19 protein-coding genes are annotated in these 19,498 nt (G+C 70.9%); 15 read left to right on the plus strand and 4 right to left on the minus strand.

Annotated elements, in window-relative coordinates; all coding sequences use genetic code 11:
* Positions 1 to 35 precede the first annotated feature (35 nt).
* A complete protein-coding gene (locus ABZ808_RS09090; RefSeq protein WP_357002994.1) occupies positions 36 to 698 on the plus strand; it encodes a DUF5701 family protein in 663 nt (220 codons plus the stop codon).
* A gap of 17 nt (positions 699 to 715) precedes the next feature.
* On the opposite strand, the gene ABZ808_RS09095 is transcribed toward ABZ808_RS09090, so the two are convergent.
* Positions 716 to 1,267 (minus strand): Uma2 family endonuclease, encoded by a 552-nt coding sequence (locus ABZ808_RS09095; RefSeq protein WP_357002996.1) that lies wholly within the window; start codon positions 1,265 to 1,267, stop codon positions 716 to 718.
* 183 nt (positions 1,268 to 1,450) lie between these two features.
* Here ABZ808_RS09095 and ABZ808_RS09100 point away from each other — a divergent pair, with 183 nt between their 5' ends.
* The 7 genes from ABZ808_RS09100 to ABZ808_RS09130 all read left to right on the plus strand — a co-directional run bounded on the left by ABZ808_RS09100 (position 1,451) and on the right by ABZ808_RS09130 (position 9,807).
* Positions 1,451 to 2,128: a response regulator transcription factor gene (locus ABZ808_RS09100; protein ID WP_357002998.1), complete on the plus strand. Its 678-nt coding sequence runs from the start codon at positions 1,451 to 1,453 to the stop codon at positions 2,126 to 2,128.
* Complete coding sequence (locus ABZ808_RS09105) at positions 2,128 to 3,198, plus strand: HAMP domain-containing sensor histidine kinase (protein WP_357003000.1); 1,071 nt, start codon at positions 2,128 to 2,130, stop codon at positions 3,196 to 3,198. Before ABZ808_RS09100 ends, ABZ808_RS09105 begins: the two co-directional genes overlap by 1 nt.
* Positions 3,195 to 5,087: a DUF4153 domain-containing protein gene (locus ABZ808_RS09110; RefSeq protein WP_357003002.1), complete on the plus strand. Its 1,893-nt coding sequence runs from the start codon at positions 3,195 to 3,197 to the stop codon at positions 5,085 to 5,087. Before ABZ808_RS09105 ends, ABZ808_RS09110 begins: the two co-directional genes overlap by 4 nt.
* A 44-nt stretch (positions 5,088 to 5,131) precedes the next feature.
* Complete coding sequence (locus ABZ808_RS09115) at positions 5,132 to 5,545, plus strand: hypothetical protein (protein WP_357003004.1); 414 nt, start codon at positions 5,132 to 5,134, stop codon at positions 5,543 to 5,545.
* Complete coding sequence (locus tag ABZ808_RS09120) at positions 5,546 to 7,186, plus strand: cation acetate symporter (protein ID WP_357003006.1); 1,641 nt, start codon at positions 5,546 to 5,548, stop codon at positions 7,184 to 7,186. It abuts the gene before it with no gap.
* 168 nt (positions 7,187 to 7,354) lie between these two features.
* Positions 7,355 to 8,119: an ABC transporter ATP-binding protein gene (locus tag ABZ808_RS09125; protein WP_357003008.1), complete on the plus strand. Its 765-nt coding sequence runs from the start codon at positions 7,355 to 7,357 to the stop codon at positions 8,117 to 8,119.
* Complete coding sequence (locus ABZ808_RS09130; RefSeq protein WP_357003010.1) at positions 8,104 to 9,807, plus strand: ABC transporter permease; 1,704 nt, start codon at positions 8,104 to 8,106, stop codon at positions 9,805 to 9,807. The genes ABZ808_RS09125 and ABZ808_RS09130 overlap by 16 nt, the downstream gene beginning before the upstream one ends.
* Here ABZ808_RS09130 and ABZ808_RS09135 read toward each other — a convergent pair.
* The 3 genes from ABZ808_RS09135 to ABZ808_RS09145 form a co-directional block, all read right to left on the minus strand.
* Positions 9,804 to 10,010: a DUF397 domain-containing protein gene (locus tag ABZ808_RS09135; protein WP_357003012.1), complete on the minus strand. Its 207-nt coding sequence runs from the start codon at positions 10,008 to 10,010 to the stop codon at positions 9,804 to 9,806. The genes ABZ808_RS09130 and ABZ808_RS09135 overlap by 4 nt on opposite strands.
* A 176-nt stretch (positions 10,011 to 10,186) precedes the next feature.
* Complete coding sequence (locus ABZ808_RS09140) at positions 10,187 to 10,387, minus strand: DUF397 domain-containing protein (protein WP_357003014.1); 201 nt, start codon at positions 10,385 to 10,387, stop codon at positions 10,187 to 10,189.
* Positions 10,384 to 11,169, minus strand: coding sequence for a helix-turn-helix transcriptional regulator (locus ABZ808_RS09145; RefSeq protein ID WP_357004769.1), 786 nt, complete (start codon positions 11,167 to 11,169; stop codon positions 10,384 to 10,386). Before ABZ808_RS09145 ends, ABZ808_RS09140 begins: the two co-directional genes overlap by 4 nt.
* Positions 11,170 to 11,643: 474 nt before the next feature.
* Between ABZ808_RS09145 and ABZ808_RS09150 the strand changes: the two genes are divergently transcribed.
* From ABZ808_RS09150 to ABZ808_RS09180, 7 genes are all read left to right on the plus strand, one after another.
* Positions 11,644 to 12,396, plus strand: coding sequence for a flavin reductase family protein (locus ABZ808_RS09150; protein ID WP_357004771.1), 753 nt, complete (start codon positions 11,644 to 11,646; stop codon positions 12,394 to 12,396).
* A 174-nt stretch (positions 12,397 to 12,570) separates the two neighbouring features.
* Entirely contained in the window at positions 12,571 to 12,936 is a 366-nt protein-coding gene (locus ABZ808_RS09155; RefSeq protein ID WP_088950720.1) for a DUF485 domain-containing protein, read from the plus strand.
* A complete protein-coding gene (locus ABZ808_RS09160) occupies positions 12,914 to 14,605 on the plus strand; it encodes a cation acetate symporter (RefSeq protein ID WP_355587280.1) in 1,692 nt (563 codons plus the stop codon). Before ABZ808_RS09155 ends, ABZ808_RS09160 begins: the two co-directional genes overlap by 23 nt.
* A gap of 80 nt (positions 14,606 to 14,685) precedes the next feature.
* Positions 14,686 to 15,663 (plus strand): NAD-dependent epimerase/dehydratase family protein, encoded by a 978-nt coding sequence (locus tag ABZ808_RS09165; RefSeq protein ID WP_357003016.1) that lies wholly within the window; start codon positions 14,686 to 14,688, stop codon positions 15,661 to 15,663.
* Between the two features lie 76 nt (positions 15,664 to 15,739).
* Entirely contained in the window at positions 15,740 to 16,963 is a 1,224-nt protein-coding gene (locus ABZ808_RS09170) for an LCP family protein (protein WP_357003018.1), read from the plus strand.
* 342 nt (positions 16,964 to 17,305) lie between these two features.
* The gene (locus tag ABZ808_RS09175) at positions 17,306 to 18,337 is read left to right on the plus strand and encodes an LCP family protein (RefSeq protein ID WP_357004774.1); all 1,032 of its coding nucleotides are present in this window, start codon (positions 17,306 to 17,308) and stop codon (positions 18,335 to 18,337) included.
* 178 nt (positions 18,338 to 18,515) lie between these two features.
* Positions 18,516 to 19,478: an LCP family protein gene (locus ABZ808_RS09180; protein WP_357003020.1), complete on the plus strand. Its 963-nt coding sequence runs from the start codon at positions 18,516 to 18,518 to the stop codon at positions 19,476 to 19,478.
* The last annotated feature ends 20 nt before the right edge of the window (positions 19,479 to 19,498 follow it).

Raw genomic sequence — 19,498 nt, forward strand, 5'->3', positions numbered from 1 at the left:
TGTACGCTAAGCCGTACGACTTCTGGGAGGCCGCCGTGACCGAAACTCCGTTCGATGCCGAAGCCGAATTCGACCGCCAGCTCGACCGGCTCGTGCAACTGGGCTATCCCAGCCTGGCCGGGCTGACCGAGACCGCCTTCCGTGACCTGGTCGCGCCGCTGCGAGCGCAGGCCGTCGAGGGTGCCCACAGCCTGCCCGCGCCCACCGACGCCCGGGTGCCGTTCCTGCTGGTCATCACCCGGGACCTGGTCCCGGTGGAGGCCCGCCTCGGGCTCACCACCCTGGCCGGCAAGCGCAAGCCCGGCTTCCTCGACCGGCACTACGCCGAGGACGACCTGCCGCGCTTCGACCCGATCAAGGAGCTTGAGGTGCCGGCCGGGCCGGCGTACCTGCTCTTCGACATCGACCGGGGCGAGGAGTTCCGCAACCTCGCGCCGGCTGCGGCGATGGAGGGGATCACCGCACAGGGCCGACTGCCCCTCACCATCGACGAGGGCCTCGCGTTCATCACCCTGCACCCGGTCGCGCTGGCCAGCAACAGGTGCTTCTCGCTGGTCGGCTCCCGATGCGGCGACAAGCGGGTGCCGGCGCTCTGGATCAGCCAGGGCGCACCGAAGCTGGGCTGGTGCTGGTACGGCAACCCGCACACCTGGCTCGGCTCCGCCTCGGCCCGCCCCGAGCGCATCGGCTTGGGCTGACCGGTGGTTGAGGCTGGTCAGAAGATGTCGACCAGCGGCAGCGCGAGGGGAAACGGCTGCTCGGTGCGGTAGACCTCGCCGGCCGGGACGAGTGCCTCTTCACGGTAGCCGCCCGCGCCGTTCACCAGCACGGTCAGCGTCTGCTTGCGCGGCTCCACCAGCCAGTAGCGGGGAATGCCGGCGGCAGCGTACTCATGGCGTTTGAGCACCAGGTCACGGCCGGCATTGTTCGGCGAGATCACCTCGACGACGAGGAGCACGTCGGCCGGGTCGAGCGCGGCACCGCCGCTGGCCATCGCGCTCTCCGTGGCGACGAAGAGATCCGGCACGAAGTACGAGGATCGCCGGGCGCTGACTCCGATGTCCTGACCGACGAGCACGCCGGCGGGAGCCTGCCGATCGAGGACCCGGCGGAGGCGGTTGGCAACCGCGCCGTGGAAGACGTCCGCATGGGGGGACACGAGCAGGCTCCCGTCGAAGATCTCGTAGACCTGGTCGTCCTCGGGAAGATCCTGGAGGTCATTCAACGTCCAGGCACCGCCCCGGCCGGGCCGCGCAGGGTTGGTCACCGTCACACCTCCCTTCTATCGCCCCACCCTGACAGCTCTATCGGCCGTCCACAACGAAGCTCGGTTGTTCACCGAGGCTGGTCGGCATGCCCGTGAAGTTATCCACAGGCATGGCCAGTTCTCCACAGGTTGTTCACAACGCCACCCACCGATCTCCACGGCGGCTCCCTACAGTCAGAGCCCATGAAGGAACGCCGCGTCCTGGTGGTCGAGGACGAACGCACCATCGCCGAATCGGTCGCCGCCCGACTCCGCGCCGAGGGTTTCCTGGTGGAGATCGCCACGGACGGTCCCAGCGCCGTCGAGCGGTTCCGCGCCGGGCAGCCCGACCTCGTCGTCCTCGACGTGATGCTGCCCGGCTTCGACGGCCTGGAGGTGTGCCGGCGGATCCAGGCCGACCGGCCGGTGCCGGTACTGATGCTCACCGCCCGCGACGACGAGACGGACCTGCTGGTGGGGCTCGCGGTCGGCGCGGACGACTACCTCACCAAGCCGTTCTCGATGCGCGAACTGGCCGCCCGGGTGCACGTGCTGCTGCGCCGGGTGGAGCGGGCCGCCGTCCCCGCGCCGCCCGCTATCCGCCTCGGCGACATCGAGATCAACGAGGCCGAGCGGCGGGTTCGCCGGTCGGGCGCGGACGTACACCTCACGCCGACCGAGTTCGACCTGCTGGTGCATCTCGCCGGTCGACCGCGCACGGTCCTTCCCCGGGAACGGCTGCTCGCCGACGTGTGGGGATGGGGCGACGGCAGCGGCACCCGCACGGTGGACAGCCACGTCAAGGCGCTACGCCGGAAGCTGGGCGCCGACCTGATCCGGACCGTCCACGGCGTCGGGTACGCCCTGGAGGTGCCCGCGTGATGGGGCGGCTGGCGGACTGGCTGAATCGCGTGCTGCCCCGCCCGCTCGACCCGATCCGCTCGATCAAGATGAAGCTCGGCGTCCTGCTGGTCGCCTCGTGGGCCGTGGCCATCGGCTACTTCTGGTACGGCATCGGTTGGCTCCCACCGGGCACGTCGATCACGGTCATCTGCATCGCGCTTGTCACCTCGCAGGTGCTCGCCCACGGGATGACCTCGCCACTGCGGGAGATGACGGCCGCCGCCGGGGCGATGGCCCGGGGCGACTACACCCGGCGGGTACGCGCCACCTCTCGGGACGAGGTCGGTGAGCTGGCCCAGGCGTTCAACAAGATGGCCGAGGACCTGGACGCCGCGGACCAGCGCCGACGCGAGCTGATCGCGAACGTCTCCCACGAGCTGCGTACGCCGATCACCGCGTTGCAGGGCGTCCTGGAGAACATGGTGGACGGGGTGGCCGAGCCCGAACCGGCGGCGCTGCGCTCGGCGCTGTCCCAGACCCAGCGGCTCGGGCACCTCGTCGCAGACCTGCTCGACCTGTCCCGCCTCGACGCCGGAGTGGTGCCGCTGCGCCGGGTCCGCATCGACGTGGGGGACTTCCTCGACGAGGCGGTGGAGCACGCCACCGCGAGCGCGGCCGGCGCGGGGCTGGACGTGCACTTCCGGCTCCACGAGCCGGCGGTGCCACTGACCGTGCACGCCGACCCGTGGCGACTGCACCAGGTGTTCGCGAACCTGCTGGACAACGCGGCGCGGCACAGCCCACCCGGCGGCACCGTCCGGGTCAGCGCCGACGAGCACGCCGGCCAACTCCGCTTCGAGGTGAGCGACGAGGGGCAGGGCATCCCACCGGCGGAGCGTTCCCGGGTGTTCGAGCGGTTCACCCGTGGCGACCGGGCGGCCGGCGGTGGGACCGGGCTGGGCCTGGCCATCGCCCGGTGGGTCGTCGAACTCCACGGCGGCCAGATCCGCGTCCTCGACCCGGTCGGAGCCGCCAAGGGTTCCCAGCCCGGCTGCCATATCCAGGTCACCATCCCGATCAACGGGCCGCAGCGAGAAGAGGCCGCATGACCAGCCCCGGCAGCACGTCCGTTCCGACCAGCGGCCCGGCCCGGCCGCAGCCCTCGCCACCCGGCGGTGCCGCCCAACCCGGGTTCGGTCCCGGCCCGGCGAGCCCGCCGGCGGCCGGCCAGCCCCGGGGATGGCCCGCCCCGCCCGTCACGCCACGGCAGCCTTCGCTGATCGAACAGCGCTGGCCGGGGCCGTCCCGGGCACCCCACCCACTGCTGCTGACCGTGCTGGCTGCGGCGGCCATTCTCGGCGCCTCGGCGCTGACGGTGGTCCGTCCCGGCCTCGGGTGGCTGGTGGCCGCATTGGCGGCCACCGCCGCGCTCGTCGTCGCCGGGGCCATCCGGCCACACACGTCATCTCCGGCGGCGGGCCGCACCGAGCAGACCCCGCCCGCCGACACACCCGGCACCCAGCCGGTGCCGCCCGCTGTCGCACCCGCTGCGGTCCGCCCAGCGTCGGCCGCCGCTCGACCCGAACCGGACCCCGCCACACCGACCCCGCCGGCAGCCAGACCGACCCCGACCACGCCGACCCCGACCACGACCACGCCGACCCCGGCCACGCCGACGACGGCCACCCCGGCGGCAGCGACCGCCCGTCCCGATGCCACGGGGGCACCGGGGCGGGCGGCGCAGGCCGCCTGGGCCGCCGCGACGGTCGCGCTGGTCGCCGTGGGCACGGTCCGGGCCGCCGGCTGGCTCTTCGTGCTCTGCCTGCTCGCCGCCGCGGTGACCGCGACGCTCGCGGTGACCGGCGGGCGGAGCCCGTTGGGGATGCTGGTGGCCGCGACGCTGCCGCCGGCCGCGACGGTCCGGGCGCTCCCCTGGGCGGTACGCGGGCTGAGCCGCACCGGCCCGGTCGGCCCGGGGATCGGGCGGATCGTGACCAGCCTCGCGATCTCGGCCGGTCTCCTGACCCTGTTCGGCGTGCTCTTCGCCTCCGCCGACGCGGTCTTCGCCGACCTGGTGACGGGCCTGCTGCCCAACATCTCGCCCGGTGGTGTGCTCGGCTGGCTGGTGCGGCTGGGGCTGATCGGCATGGGCCTGCTCGGCGGCGCGTACCTGGTCAACCGCCCGCCCGACCTGGACGGTCTGCGAGCAACGCCGGGCCGGCCGGCGCACCGGCTGGAATGGATCCTGCCGCTGGTGCTGCTCGACGCCCTGTTCGCCGCGTTCGTGCTGGTGCAGATGACGGTGTTCTTCGGCGGCGCGGGGCACGTGCTGCGCACGGCGGGGCTCACCTACGCCGAGTACGCCCGTGGCGGGTTCTGGCAACTGCTCGCCGTCACCGCGCTCACCCTGCTGGTGATCGCGGTCGCCGCCCGCCGGGCACCGAAGGCGACCCGAGCCGACCGGCTGCTGGTCCGCACGCTCCTCGGCGCGCTCACCGCGCTCAGCCTGGTCGTCGTCGCCTCGGCGCTCTACCGGATGCAGGTCTACTCCGACGCGTACGGTGCCACCCGGCTGAGGCTCTTCGTGGCCTCCGTCGAGCTGTGGCTCGGGCTGCTCTTCGTGCTGGTCGGCGTGGCCGTGGCTCGGCTGCGGGCGGACTGGCTGCCCCGGCTGGTGATCGGCACGGCGGTGCTGGCGCTGCTCGGGTTGGCCCTGATCAACCCGGATCGGCTGATCGCCGAACGGAACGTCGACCGTTACCTGGAGACCGGCCGCCTGGACGTCAGTTACCTCTCCGGGCTCTCCGCCGACGCCGTACCGGCTCTGGACCGGCTGCCCGAGCCGATGCGGACGTGTGCGCTGGGGGAGATCGCCGCCGAGCTGCCCCGGGACGGCATCTGGGCGACGAACCTCGGCCGGGAGGAGGCCCGGCGGATACTCGGCCCGATGCCGGTCGCCGGCAGCCTGACGGACTGTCCCGGTCTGCGGCGCTGGTGATCGGGAACGCTTGACAATCGCGCCGGGCGGGCAAGACTGCCGGGGTGGCCAAGCAACTCCCCGACGTGGGGTCGGGCGGTGCGGTACCGCCGCCCCGGCGTGCCCGGATCGTGCTCGCCGAGATCACCCGGCGGGACAGCCACGCCGAGCGGACCCGCGCCGAGTTGGCCCAGCAGACCCGGGTCGGTGAGGCGTTGGTCCGCGGCCTGGTCCGGGCCCAGCTCGCACTGGCGCTGCGGCTCTCGCTGGTGGTCGCCATCGGGCTGGGCGGGCTGCCGTGGCTGTTCGCCATCGCGCCGTCGCTCGGCCGGACCACCGTCGGGGGCGTCAACCTGCCCTGGCTGCTGCTCGGCGTGGCCTCCTTCCCGTTCCTGATCGCGGTGGGCTGGGCGTACGTGCGGCTGGCCGAGCGCAACGAGCAGGACTTCACCGACCTGGTGCAGCGGCCGGAGCGCTGAGTGGGCAACGACTACGTGGTTCCGGCCATCGTCGCGGTCACCCTGGTCACCCTCGGGATCGGTTTCTACGGGCTGCGGCTGGGCCGCACCACCTCCGACTTCCTGGTCGCGTCCCGGGTGATCAGCCCGACCTGGAACGCCGCGGCGATCGGCGGGGAGTACCTGTCGGCGGCGAGCTTCCTCGGCGTCGCCGGTCTCGTCCTGAAATACGGCGTCGACGTCCTCTGGTACCCGGTCGGGTTCGCCGCCGGTTACCTGGCCCTGCTGCTCTTCGTGGCCGCGCCGCTGCGCCGCTCCGGCGCGTTCACCCTGCCGGACTTCTGCGAGCTGCGGCTCGGGTCGCGCCGGTTGCGCATCCTGGCCACGGCATTCGTGATCTTCATCGGCTGGCTCTACCTGGTGCCGCAGCTTCAGGGCGCCGGCCTCACCCTGTCCACGTTGGCCGGCGCCCCGTACCCGGTCGGCGCCCTGCTGGTGGCCGCCGTGGTCACCGCCAACGTGGCGCTCGGCGGGATGCGTGCCATCACCTTCGTGCAGGCGTTCCAGTACTGGCTCAAGTTGACCGCTCTCGCCGTACCCGTGATCTTTCTGGCGTTGCAGTGGCAGGCCGATGGCCGCCCGGCGGTGACGCCGCCCGACGGGCCGACGTTCCGGACCGCGACCACCGTCGTGGTCGAGCACCGCGCGACCCTCACCCTGCCCGATGGCGACATCCGGGAGGTACGCCCCGGCGATGAGCTGTCCTTCGCCGCCGGTGACCCGGTGCCGCAGGTGTCCGGGGTGGCCATCGACGCCGGGGACTGGCTGCTGCCCAGCGCCGCAGGCGACGACGACCGGGGCCTGTTCGCCACGTACTCGCTGATCCTGGCCACGTTCCTGGGCACCATGGGCCTTCCGCACGTGCTGGTGCGCTTCTACACCAACCCCGACGGCGCTGCGGCCCGCCGGACGACGCTGGTGGTGCTGGCCCTGGTCGGTGTCTTCTACCTGCTGCCCACCCTGTACGGGGTGCTGGGGCGGATCTACACCCCACAGCTGCTCATCAGCGGGCAGACCGACGCGGTGGTGGTGCTGCTGCCCGGCGCGGTCCTCGGCGACGGGCTGGCCGGACGGCTGCTCGCCGCGCTGGTCGCGGCGGGCGCGTTCGCGGCCTTCCTCTCCACCTCGTCCGGGCTGCTGACCAGTGTCGCCGGGGTGATCTCGACGGACGTGCTCGGTCGGGGTTCGGTGCGTAACTTCCGACTCGCCACCGTGATCGCCGGTGTCGTGCCGGCGGTGCTGGCACTGAACCTGTCCGGCCTGGACGTGTCCCAGGTGGTCGGGTTGGCCTTCGCGGTCGCCGCGTCGAGCTTCTGTCCGCTGCTGGTGCTGGGCATCTGGTGGCGAGGGCTGACCGATCTGGGGGCCGCCGCCGGGGTGCTGGTCGGCGGCGGCGCGGCGATCGGCGCGGTGCTGGTCACCGTGCTCGGCCCCCCGCTGGATGGCTGGCCAGCCACGCTCATCGCACAGCCGGCCGCCTGGACGGTGCCGCTGGCCTTCACCGTGATGATCGCGGTGTCGATGGCGACCCGTCGGCGGGCACCGCTCGACGTCGCCGCCACGATGCTCCGCCTGCACACCCCCGAAGCCCTCCGCCTGTGAGGTGGACGGCCACCATGTCGGCGATATGGGGGTAACCGGGCGTCGGGATGGCACCACATCGCCGACCTGGAGTGGATCAAGCATCGGAGGAACTCCGTCTCGGGGATGACGACCGGTCCGCCCGCCGCCGGACGACGGAACTGGCGGTCGGCGGATAACGTCGGGCCCATGACTGGTGAGCACCCCGCGCTCGCGCTGCGTGGCCTGGCCAAGCGGTTCGACGGCACCATCGCGGTGGCCGGCGTCGACCTGGACGTCCCCGCCGGCTCCTTCTACGGCCTGCTCGGGCCGAACGGCGCCGGCAAGACGACCACCCTGTCGATGGCGGTCGGTCTGCTGCGACCGGACGCCGGCTCGGCGTGGGTGCTCGGTCACGACGTGTGGCGGGATCCGGTGACCGCCAAGGCGCTGCTCGGCGTGATGCCCGACGGGGTACGCCTGTTCGACCGGCTGACCGGTGCGGAACTGCTGGCGTACAACGGGTTGTTGCGGGGGATGGACCCGGCGGTGATCGATCAGCGTGCGGCGGAGTTGCTGGACGTGCTGGCGCTCGGCGACGCCGGGCGGACGCTGGTGGTGGACTACTCGGCCGGTATGAAGAAGAAGATCGGCCTGGCCTGCGCGCTGCTGCACGGCCCTCGGGTGCTGGTGCTGGACGAGCCGTTCGAGGCGGTCGACCCCGTCTCGGCCGCGCTGATCCGCGACATCCTCACCCGGTACGCGGCCGGCGGCGGCACGGTGGTCTTCTCCAGCCACGTGATGGAGGTCGTCGAGCGGTTGTGCTCGCACGTGGCGATCCTCGCCCAGGGCGTGATCAAGCGGGTCGGCACGCTCGCGGAGGTACGCGGCGAGCGCTCGCTGGAGCAGGTCTTCGTCGAGGTGGTCGGCGGGCGCACCGCTACCGGTGACGAGTTGTCATGGCTGTCCCGGTGAGCATCGACACCGCGCCCGCCGGTCCGGCGCGGACCGTCGGCGCACGGCACTTCGTGCGGCTCAAGCTGCGGGTGATGGGCAACAGTTTCCGGGGCCAGGGCTGGCGGGTCGCGCTGTTCATCGGCGGTGCGCTGTTCGGGCTCTGGTTCGCCGCCAGCGGCTTCTTCCTGTTCGCCGCGCCGGGCCTGACGGACAACGGCCGGTACGCGGTGTTGATCGCGGCAGCCGGCGGCGGGCTGTTGGTGCTGGGTTGGCTGCTGCTGCCGCTGGTCTTCTTCGGGGTGGACGAGACGCTGGACCCGGCCCGGTTCGCGTTGCTGCCGCTGACCCGTCGCACGCTGGTCACCGGCCTCTTCGCCGCCGCGCTGGTCAGCGTTCCGATGCTGGCGGTGTTGATCGCGTCGTCGGGGCTGGTGCTGACCTCCTGGGTGTTGGGGGGATGGTCCGCCGGCCTGGTGGCCGGGATCGGCGTACTCGGTGGGCTGTTGCTCTGTGTGGCCGCCAGCCGGGCGGTGACCAGTGCCTTCGCGACGATGTTGCGGTCCCGCCGGGTGCGGGACCTGGCGGCCGTCCTGTTGGCGGTGACGGCGGCGCTGCTCGGCCCGTTGCAGGTCTTCGGCCTCGCGGCGCTGCAGGAGACGGACTGGACCCGGCTGACCGGCGTCGCGACCGTGATCGGCTGGACGCCGTTCGGCGCGCCGTGGACCGCCGGCATCGACCTGGCGCAGGGGCGGGTGTGGGCCGCCCCGGTCAAGTTGCTGATCACGGCGGTGGCGATCGGCGCCCTGCTGGCCTGGTGGTCGCGGTCGTTGGAGTCGGCGATGGTGGGTGCGGCGAGCACCGGCAAGGCCCCGGCGCAGCGCGGAGTCACCGGCGGTGCGGTCGCCCAACTGTTTCCCCGGGTCGCCGGCTGGCTCCGCCGGGACCGCTTCGGTGCGCTTGTCGCCCGGGAGGCACGCTACTGGTGGAGGGACGCCCGCCGCCGGGCAAACCTGATCACCATCGCCGTGGTCGGCATCTTCATCCCCGTGATGATCAACCTTGGTGGCTTGAGCCTCGCGGTCGAGGAGAGGCAGGGCTTCACGGCGGGCGCCGGCGGCAGTTCGCCGGTGCTGGTCACCCTATCGATGATCTTCATCGGCGTGCTCGCGGCGGTCACCCTGGCCAACCAGTTCGGCTTCGACGGCAGCGCGTACGCCGTGAACGTGGTGACCGGAGTGCCCGGCCGGATGGAGTTGCGCGCACGGATGACGGCCTTCTCGCTGTACGTCCTGCCGATGCTGGCGTTCGTCGCGGTGGTGCTGTCGTTGCTGCTCGGCCGGCCGGGCTGGATCGGGCTTGCCGCCGGCAGCCTGGCCGCCACCTACGGTGTCGGGCTGGCGGTGAACAGTTTCGTCTCGGTGCTCGGGGCGTACTCGCTGCCGGAGACGAGCAACCCGTTCGCGATGAACAGCGGCGCGGGTATGGCGAAGGGGCTGCTCACCCTGCTGGTCATGATCGTCTCGGCGGTCGCCGCGGTGCCGATGCTGGTTGCTGCGGCGCTGCTCGGGGACGCCTGGCTCTGGCTGGCCTTCCCGCTCGGCGCGGCGTACGGGTTGGGCGCGGCGCTGCTCGGCGCCTACCTGGCCGGCGACGTGCTGGACCGGCGCCAGCCGGAGTTGCTGGTCACGGTCACCCCGAGGCGCTAACCGGCGCGGCGGCTGGCGGCCTGGGCGGCGTCGGCGATAAAGCCACGCCACGCGGCCGGAGCGAAGGTGAGGGTCGGGCCGGAGCGGTCCTTGCTGTCCCGGACCAGGACGACGCCAGGCAGGTTGTCCGCCACCTCGACGCAGTTGCCGCCGGAGTCGGTCGACCGGGTGGACGTGCGCCAACGCGGCTCGTTCATCGTCATGGCGTCACCTTCAGCTTCCGGATCAGATCCAGCGAAGCACCCGTGGACAGTGCCTCGCCGAGCAGGCTATGCCATTTCCGACCAACCAGACGGACGACTTCCGCATCGTCGATGACGTGTCCGCAGGCGTGGCGAGGGGCATGCCCACCCTGCTGGCCACGGTCACACCCCCGCCGTCAATCAGCGTGGCGGCTGGGTGCCTGGGCGGCGACGAAGCCACGCCAGGCGGCCGGAGCGAAGGTGAGGGTCGGGCCGGAGCGGTCCTTGCTGTCCCGGACCAGGACGACGCCAGGCAGGTTGTCCGCCACCTCGACGCAGGCGCCCCCCGTGTCGCCGGACCTGGTCGATGTACGCCAACGCGGTTGAGCAACGGTCATGGTGTCACCTTCAGCTTCCGGATCAGATCCAGCGAAGCACCCGTGGACAGTGCCTCGCCGAGCAGGCTATCCCATTTCCGACCAACCAGACGGACGACTTCCGGGTCGTCGATGACGTGTCCGCGAGCAACATCCTCGACGTAGGTGACCTGCTCACCGTCTGGCAGTTCAGCGAGCAGGAAGCCGCCGGTCAAACCGACGTGGGCTCCAATGTCGAGCGGCACGACGTGCAGTCTGACGCTCGGCATGACGGCGAGTTCCAACAGCCGACCGAGCTGAGCGTCCAGCACCGCCGGCCCACCTACCGGGCGTCGTAGAGCGATCTCGTCCAGGACGAAGACGCACTGCGGCGGCTCTGCGCGCTGCCACAACTGCTGACGATCCATCCGGATCGTCACCAACTCGTCCACCACGTCGACCGAGTTGAGGCCGCCGGCGGAGATCACCGCCCGTGCGTAGTCATCGGTCTGAAGGAGGCCAGGAATCAGGCACGGCTCGAATTCACACAGTCGGGTCGCTTGCTCCTCGTGGTGACGCCACGGGACGAACCAGGTCGGCAGCCGCTGTCGATCGGCAGCGATCAACAATTCGGCGAGGAGGCCGCCGGTGCTGAGGGCCTCGTCTGCGGCGACCGCGAACTCCATGGTCGGCCGACGCCGGCCGGTCTCGATGGCGGCCACCGTGGACGGACTCCACTTGGTCAGGGTCGCCAGTGCCTCCTGGGACACCTCGGCACCTGCTCGGGCGGCCTTCAACGCTCGCACCCACATTTCGACGTTCATCCTTACCTCTCCGGTAAGTACATGACCCCGATGCGTAGTAAGCCCTGGCATCCTCCCCTGTCCGCGCCTCTCCGTCCAGGGTGGAGGACACGCGGCCCGGGCGGTGGAGGCGACGTCCCGGCGTCCGGTCCTGCGTTCGGGCCGCCCCGGTCATCCCCCGATCGGGGCGGCCCCCTTGACCGGGAGGAGATCAGCCATGTTCGGGTTCATCCGTGGCAGGAACGGGGCACGGTGGCCGTACCGGAAAAGGAAGATCGCGGCACCGGCGGCCGTGCCGGGCGCGACCGGATCGGAGCGGTCGGCAGGTCAGCCGAATCGACCACCTGCGTGGGCGAACGGGCCGACGGTGGCCCTGCCGCGACCAGGCCGGGCCGGTTGGCTGACCCCGGCGCAGGCATGGCGGGCGAACGGCGGACGGCCGACTCCGCCGACGCGGTCAACCGGAGAGCGGTGGTGAGCCGCCCGCACCTGCCGATGCGGCCGCTGCGGCGGTGTCGGGGCTGCGGCGCGCTCTGGCCGTGCCAGCCCGCGCGGCTGGCGCTGCTCGCCGAGTACCGGCACGACCGTGTGGGGCTGCTGGTCTACCTGGGCTCGGCGATGGCGGAGGCGGGCGATCAACTCGCCCGCCTCAACGGGCGCCCCGCCGACCTGCACGAGCGCTTCCTTGGCTGGGCGAGGGTGCGGGGCGGCACAATGTTTCACGTGAATCATGAGCCGGGCGCCGAGATCCATTCCACCGATCCGTTCGCGGTGCCGAGCGGGCAGCGCTCGCCGGCACGCCGGCTTCGCGGTCGGCTCGCCGCGCCGGTGACGCTCTGGACCGCGCCCGGCCCGGCCGGGCTGACCGTCTCGTCCACCCTGGTCGCCGAGGGGGAGCCGGACCGGGTGCTCGGGCTGATCGACGCGGAGTCCGATTTTTGGGCGGCAGCCGAGGAATCGGGCCGGTTCGCGGTCACGCCGCTCGGGCCGCCGCACCGGCAGCTCGCCGATCGGTTCGCCGGCCTGTTCCCCTCTCCGGGCGGGCTCTTCACCGCGGACACGTGGATCGAGACGCCCTACGGGCCGGTGCCGGCGGACGCGGGCGGTTGGGCCGCGTGCCGGCTGGACACCGCCCGGGAGTACGGCTGGGGCCTGCTGGTGGAGGCCACCATCGAGGCTGTCGACCTGGCCGAGGAGGCCGCTCCGCTGCTGCACTATCGCGGTCGATACCACGAGCTGCCGAGCTGAACGGGCGACCCCCGGGGCCGACCGGTCACCGGAGTGACCTGGGTCACTCGGCGCAGCCAGGCGACCGCTCGGCGCACTCGACGACCGGTGTCGATCTCACCCTTCCGCGTCGGGGAGCGCGCTCTTTACGGTGCGCGAAACTCCTCTGACGCCTGTGAAGGTGGTGATCCACAGATGTCCACGGACACACCCGCTCCGGCTGCTTCCCAGTCGGACAAGTACCTGGCCGTACAACGGTCGGACGAGTTCGCCGGGCTGCGGCGTGCGCTGCGCGGCTTCGTCTTCCCGATGACCGTCGCGTTCTTCCTGTGGTATGCGCTCTACGTCATTCTCTCCGCGTACGCCCGGGACTTCATGGGCACGAAGCTGTTCGGCAGCAACATCAACGTCGCGCTGGTCTTCGGCCTGCTCCAGTTCGTCTCCACGTTCCTGATCGCCTGGCTCTACTCCCGGTACGCGGACCGGAAGATCGACCCCATCGCTGACCGGATTCGCGCCGAGATCGGGGAGGTGACCCGTGAAGACGGTTCACGCGGTTGAGACGTTCCTCGCGGCGGAAGCGACAAACCACACCGCCCGCAACCTGACCATCACGCTCTTCCTGGTCTTCGTGGCGGTGACCCTGGCCATCACCATCTGGGCCAGCCGGCAGACCAAGACGGCTACCGACTTCTACGCGGGTGGCCGGTCCTTCTCCGGCTTCCAGAACGGCATGGCGATCGGCGGCGACTACATGTCTGCCGCCTCGTTCCTCGGCATCGCCGGCATCATCGCGCTCTACGGCTACGACGGCTTCCTCTACTCGATCGGCTTCCTGGTCGCCTGGCTGGTGGCCCTGCTGCTCGTCGCCGAACTGCTGCGCAACTCCGGCCGGTACACGATGGCGGACGTGCTGGCCTTCCGGATGCGGCAGCGTCCGGTGCGTACGGCGGCGGCGGTCTCCACCATCACGGTGTCGATCTTCTACCTGCTGGCGCAGATGGTGGGCGCGGGCGCGCTGGTCGCGCTCCTGCTGGGCATCCGGCCGGGGACGACCTTCCTCGGCATGGACGCGGCCACCGCCAAGGTGGCCACCATCATCATGGTCGGCGCCCTGATGATCATCTACGTCACCGTGGGCGGCATGAAGGGCACCACCTACGTGCAGATCGTCAAGGCGTTCCTGCTGATGGGCGGCGCGCTGCTGATGACCCTGCTGGTGCTGGCGAAGTACAAGTTCAACCTGTCGTCGCTGCTCGGCGACGCCGCCGCCTCCTCGGGCAAGGGCAGCGCGTTCCTCGAACCAGGGTTGCGGTACGGCGTCGAGGTGGCCGGCAATGCGACACAGACCTTCTACAACAAGGTCGACCTGCTCTCGCTCGGCATCGCCCTGGTGCTCGGCACCGCCGGTCTGCCGCACATCCTGATCCGCTTCTACACCGTGCCGACCGCGAAGGCGGCCCGCAAGAGCGTGCTCTGGGCGATCGGCATCATCGGCACCTTCTACCTGCTCACCCTGGCCCTCGGCTTCGGTGCGGCGGCGCTGGTGGGCAGTGAGGCGATCACCGCGCAGGACAAGGCCGGCAACACCGCCGCGCCGCAGTTGGCCGAGGCACTCGGCATCGACTTCTTCGGCGGCGACCTAGGAGGGGCGGCCCTGCTGGCAATCATCGCAGCGGTCGCCTTCGCCACCATCCTGGCGGTGGTCGCCGGGTTGACCCTGGCCTCATCCTCCAGCCTGGCGCACGACTTCTACGCGAACGTCATGAAGAAGGGCGAGGCGTCGGAGCGCCAGGAGGTACGGGTCGCCCGGATCTCCGCCCTGGTGATCGGCGCGGTCTCCATCCTGTTGTCGATCTACGCCCAGAACCTCAACGTGGCGTTCCTGGTGGCGCTGGCCTTCGCGGTCGCCGCGTCGGGCAACCTGCCGGCGATCCTCTACAGCCTCTTCTGGCGGCGGTTCAACACCTCCGGCGCGGTGTGGGCGATCTACGGCGGTCTGCTCTCGGCCGTACTGCTGGTGTTCTTCTCGCCGGTGGTCTCCGGAGCGGCGACCTCGATGTTCCCGGACCACGACTGGCAGTGGTTCCCGCTGTCCAACCCGGGCATCCTCTCGATCCCGTTCGGTTTCCTGTGCGGGTGGATCGGCACCGTCATCTCCAAGGAGCACGACGAGGACAAGTACGCGGAGCTGGAGGTCCGCGCCCTCACCGGCGCCGGCGCCCACTGACGCGCGGCACGTTCGTCGGGAAGGGCCCCCGCCCGCCGGGGGCCCTTTCCGCGTGAATGGGGATCGGTAGGCTGACCGGCATGAAGGTTGCCCAGCGATTCGGTTCCGGTCATCGCGTTCTCGTCACCGGCGGCGCCGGTTTCGTTCCCTCACACCTGGTGGACTCGCTGATTGCCCGGGGCTGCACGGTGGTGGCGCTGGACAACTTCGTGACCGGCTCCAAGGAGAACGTCGCCCACCTGCTGGACCGGCCAACCTTCACCCTGGTCGAGGCGGACATCTCCGACGGCCTGCCGACCCACCACCCGGCGCTGGCGCAGCGGTTCGAGGCGATCCTGCACATGGCCTCGCCGGCCAGCCCCACCGACTTCGCCCAACTGCCGGTGGAGATCCTCCGGGTCGGCTCGGTGGGCACCCTGCACCTGCTGGAGCGCGCGGTCACCGACGGCGCCCGGTTCCTGATGGCCTCCACCTCCGAGGCGTACGGAGACCCGAAGGAGCACCCGCAGCGCGAGACCTACTGGGGCAACGTCAACCCGATCGGGGTCCGCAGCGTCTACGACGAGGCGAAGCGCTTCTCCGAGGCGGCCACCATGGCGTACCACCGCTACCGGGGGCTCGACGCGGCGATCGTCCGGATCTTCAACACGTACGGCCCGCGGATGCGCCCGGACGACGGGCGGGCCATCCCGACCTTCATCTCCCAGGCGCTGCGCGGTGAGCCGATCACCGTGCACGGCACCGGCAACCAGACCCGGTCGATCTGCTTCGTCGAGGACCTGGTGCGGGGCATCCTGCTGCTGCTCGACTCGACCGAGACGGGCCCGGTCAACTGCGGCACCGAGCACGAGCTCTCCATGCGACAACTCGCTGAGTTGATCGTGTCGCTCTCCGACAGCAACTCGGAGGTGACCTACATCACTCGCAGCGCCGACGACCCGGAGATGCGGCGCCCGGATCTGACCCTCGCCCGGGAGCTGCTCGGATACGAGCCGACTGTGGCGCCCGAAGACGGCCTGCGACGCACGATCGAGTATTTCCGGGCGCGGCTAGGGTAACCGGCGCGCGACAGACCGCCGATCGCTGAGCGTTGCCTGGGGGCGAGAGTGGCTCCCGCTACGTACCCTGAATTACATGTCAGCGACCTCTGCCGGCGTTCCGCAGCCGTACCTGAACCGCAGCGCCGGGCGCGCCTCGGTGCCCGGCCCCGACCGGGGCGCCTCCGGGCGCGCCCGCCCGTCGGAGGCTCGCTGGTACCCGTCACACGACGATGAACAGCTCCGGTCGGGCGGCCCGGCCGGGCCGCGAGGGCCCGGTGGCCCGGGTGGCGTCGGCGGTTCGGGGCGGCGTCGTCCACGGCCGCGCTGGGGGCGGATCGGCCTGGTGGCCGGGATCGCGGTGCTGGTCCTGGCACTGCTCGGCGGCCTCGGTGCCTGGATGTACGCGCGCAACCTCAACAACGACCTGGCCCGGACCGACCCCTTCGCGGAGATCACCGGCGGTCGACCGGCCAAGCCCGTCGACGGCGCGTTCAACATCCTCCTGGTCGGCAGCGACTCCCGGGACCCGGACGCGCCGGTCGACACCAAGAGCCAGTGGCGAGCCGACACGATCATCGTGATGCACATTCCGGCCGACCACCAGGAGGCGTACCTGGTCTCCATCCCGCGTGACCTCTACGTGCCGATCCCGAAGAGCGCCGGCGCGGACTGCGGCTCTGGCCAGCGCGCGAAGATCAATGCGGCGTTCGCGTTCGGCGGGCTGCCGCTGGCGGTCCGCACCGTGGAGTGCTTCACCGACGTCCGGATCGACCACGTGATGGCGATCGACTTCGGTGGCTTCAAGGAGGTCACGGACGCCCTCGGCGGTGTCGACCTGAAGGTGGAGCGGACGATCACCTCGATCCACAAGCCGTACCGGACGTTCACCAAGGGCACCAACCACATGGACGGCGCGGAGGCGCTGGACTGGATCCGGCAGCGCAAGCAGTTCCCGGACGGCGACTTCGCCCGGATGCGGCACCAGCAGGAGTTCCTGCGGGCACTGATGGACAAGGCGGCGAGCACCGGCACGCTGGCGAACCCGAAGAAGCTCAACGACTTCCTCAAGTCGGTGACCGCGGCCGTCACGGTCGACCAGGACTTCTCGTTGACCGACATGGCAGTGCAGTTCCGCAACCTGCGGGGGCAGAACCTCACGTTCCTGACCAGCCCCAACGCGGGCAGCGACACGATCAACGGCGAGTCGGTGGTGGTCTCCGACCGGGAGAAGGCGCTGGCGATGTACCAGGCCATGTCAGCGGACACCATGGCGGACTGGGTCAAGGCCAACCCGCCGAAGAGCACCGACGGCGGCTGATCGAACGGCGGCGATCGACCGAGTCTGAGAAATTCGACGTCCGGATTGACACGAGAAGAACTCGCCAAGTCGATTTGATGTACGTAGAGTGGTGCCGCCCCATCCTGATCACGAGCTGGAGCACGAATGCCGGTTCAGGCCAGCCGACGCCCTTCCTCCGCCGCCCCGAGCGGTCGAATCGCCGCGTCCATACCGGCGCAGCCGGGCTCGTCGGGCGGTGGGCCGGGCGATCGCCCCCCGGGCCGCGGCGGTCGGTCGGGCGGGAAGGGGCCGGCGAAGAAGCGGCCCAAGCGCAAGGATCCGCTCTGGGCCCGACTGACCGTCATCTTCGGCGCGGTGCTGATGCTCACCAGTGGGGCGGGCATCGTCGGCGGCAAGGTGCTGATCAGCCAGGCGACCGGTGACATCGCGCAGCGCAACCTGTTGGGTGGCGCCAGCAAGTCCGACGCCGAGGGTGGGGCGAGCCTGGACGGGCCGATCGACATGCTTCTGCTCGGCGTGGACGCGCGGGAGCGCTGGGCGGCCGACAACGTCCGCTCGGACAGCATCATCATCCTGCACATTCCGGCCTCGCACGACCAGGCGTACCTGATCTCCATCCCCCGCGACACCGAGGCGTACATCCCGGCCCACCCGAAGGGCGGTTGGTCCGGTGGCAGCGGGAAGATCAATGCGGCCTTCGAGGTTGGCGCCCGCAACGGCGGCGGCTGGGAGGGTGGCGCCCAACTGATGGCGCAGACGATCAAGCGCCTCACCGGGGTCAGCTTCGACGGTGCCGCGATCATCAACTTCGGCGGCTTCAAGAACGTCATCGACACGCTCGGCACCGTGCGGATCTGCGTCAGCCAAGAGGTCGAGTCGCTGCACATGTCGTACGTCGACGGCAAGCCGATGTGGAACGCGGACGCCAAGAAGACCGGCAAGCCGAGGACCCCGGTGGTGCACAAGAAGGGTTGCCAGGAGATGGAGGGCTGGGCGGCGCTCGACTACTCCCGGCAGCGCAAGTCCCTCCGCAACGGTGACTACGACCGCCAGCAGAACCAGCAGCAGCTGATCAAGGCGATGGCCAAGAAGGCCACCGACAGTGACATGCTGACCAGCCCGGGCAAGCTCCAACAGTTGATCAAGGCGGCCGGCAAGGCGTTCGTGCTGGACACCGGCGGCGCCTCGATCGAGAGCTTCATCTACACCATGCGCGGGGTGACCGCGAACGAGCTGACCATGCTCAAGACCAACAACGGCACCTTCCACAGCACCGGTAGCGGCACCGAGACCCTGAGCGAACAGACGATGGGCATGTTCCGCGCGCTCAAGCAGGACAAGCTTGCCGAGTTCGTCTTCGCCAACCCCGAGGTGATCTCCACCCGCAAGTGAGCGGGCCGATGCAGGGGAAAAGCCCGCGGTCGTCCCGTCACGGACCGTAGCCTGACGTGAGCAGGTTTCACGTGACGGCTGCGGGGAGGCGGACACGTCCAGGTCCGGACGGAACGTGGTGGGCCGGGCCGGCGACGCCCGATCCGCCCGGTCGGGCCGTGGCCGTGGTCCACGGATCATGCTCGGCGTCGGGCTGGCCCTCGTCCTGCTGGCCGGGCTCGCGGTGGTCGGCCTCAAGACGCTCACCCACCGGTACGACCGCACGGTGACCAAGGAGCAACTGCTCCACACCGACGCCCGCAGCGACCGCACCGACCTGGACGGGCCGCTCAACTACCTGCTCATCGGCACCGACCGGCGCGCTGGCAGCAGCGAACCCGACCAGCGCTCGGACACCATCCTCATCGTGCACGTGCCCGCCGGCCGGCGCGAGGCGTACCTGGTCTCCATCCCGCGTGACCTGCTGGTCGCCATCCCGCCCGCGAACGGCTTCGGCGGCGGTCCAGACAAGATCAATGCGGCGTACGAGCATGGTGGCGGCGGACAGGCCGGCACCCAACTCCTCTCCGCCACCCTCAACCGGCTCACCGGCATCCGCTTCGACGGCGCGGCGCTGATCGACTTCTCCGGCTTCCGCAAGGTCATCGACCTGCTCGGCGGCGTCCAAATGTGCGTGGACACCGAGGTCCGCTCGATCCACACCAAACGGGTCTTCCCCACCGGCTGCCAGCGGATGGACGGGGCGCAGGCGCTGGACTACGTGCGGCAGCGCTATGACCTGCCCGGCGGCGACTACGACCGGCAGCGCCACCAGCAGCAGTTGCTCCGGGCGATGCTGGACAGCGCCGGCCAGGCGGACCTGCGCACCAACCCGGTGAAACTGGACCAGGTGCTCCGCGCGGTCGGCGGGTCGCTGACGGTCGACACCAACGGCGTACCCCTGGAGGACCTGCTCCTCGCGCTACGCGCGCTGCCGCCCGACGGAATGCGCGGCGTCCAGGTGCCCTCGTCCCCGCAGACCATCGACGGGGTCTCGTACGTGGTGCTCGACAACGGCGGCAACGGGCTTTTCGAGGCCGTCCGCGGCACCCGCCTGCCGGCCTGGGTGCAGGCCAACCCGCGCTGGGTGACCCGGTTGTGATGGTATCGACGGCCCGGTCG

The sequence above is a fragment of the Micromonospora sp. NPDC047527 genome (assembly GCF_040643015.1).
Classification (GTDB): Bacteria; Actinomycetota; Actinomycetes; order Mycobacteriales; family Micromonosporaceae; genus Micromonospora.

Bases quoted from the DNA above. Each gene is read 5' to 3' on its own strand.
- ABZ808_RS09110 (WP_357003002.1), top strand. From the start codon at position 3,195: ATGACCAGCCCCGGCAGCACGTCCGTTCCGACCAGCGGCCCGGCCCGG.
- ABZ808_RS09100 (WP_357002998.1), top strand. From the start codon at position 1,451: ATGAAGGAACGCCGCGTCCTGGTGGTCGAGGACGAACGCACCATCGCC.
- ABZ808_RS09140 (WP_357003014.1), bottom strand. From the start codon at position 10,387: ATGACCGTTGCTCAACCGCGTTGGCGTACATCGACCAGGTCCGGCGAC.
- ABZ808_RS09145 (WP_357004769.1), bottom strand. From the start codon at position 11,169: ATGAACGTCGAAATGTGGGTGCGAGCGTTGAAGGCCGCCCGAGCAGGT.
- ABZ808_RS09135 (WP_357003012.1), bottom strand. From the start codon at position 10,010: ATGACGATGAACGAGCCGCGTTGGCGCACGTCCACCCGGTCGACCGAC.
- ABZ808_RS09130 (WP_357003010.1), top strand. From the start codon at position 8,104: ATGGCTGTCCCGGTGAGCATCGACACCGCGCCCGCCGGTCCGGCGCGG.
- ABZ808_RS09170 (WP_357003018.1), top strand. From the start codon at position 15,740: ATGTCAGCGACCTCTGCCGGCGTTCCGCAGCCGTACCTGAACCGCAGC.
- ABZ808_RS09165 (WP_357003016.1), top strand. From the start codon at position 14,686: ATGAAGGTTGCCCAGCGATTCGGTTCCGGTCATCGCGTTCTCGTCACC.
- ABZ808_RS09175 (WP_357004774.1), top strand. From the start codon at position 17,306: ATGCTCACCAGTGGGGCGGGCATCGTCGGCGGCAAGGTGCTGATCAGC.
- ABZ808_RS09150 (WP_357004771.1), top strand. From the start codon at position 11,644: ATGCGGCCGCTGCGGCGGTGTCGGGGCTGCGGCGCGCTCTGGCCGTGC.
- ABZ808_RS09180 (WP_357003020.1), top strand. From the start codon at position 18,516: ATGCTCGGCGTCGGGCTGGCCCTCGTCCTGCTGGCCGGGCTCGCGGTG.
- ABZ808_RS09125 (WP_357003008.1), top strand. From the start codon at position 7,355: ATGACTGGTGAGCACCCCGCGCTCGCGCTGCGTGGCCTGGCCAAGCGG.
- ABZ808_RS09105 (WP_357003000.1), top strand. From the start codon at position 2,128: ATGGGGCGGCTGGCGGACTGGCTGAATCGCGTGCTGCCCCGCCCGCTC.
- ABZ808_RS09155 (WP_088950720.1), top strand. From the start codon at position 12,571: ATGTCCACGGACACACCCGCTCCGGCTGCTTCCCAGTCGGACAAGTAC.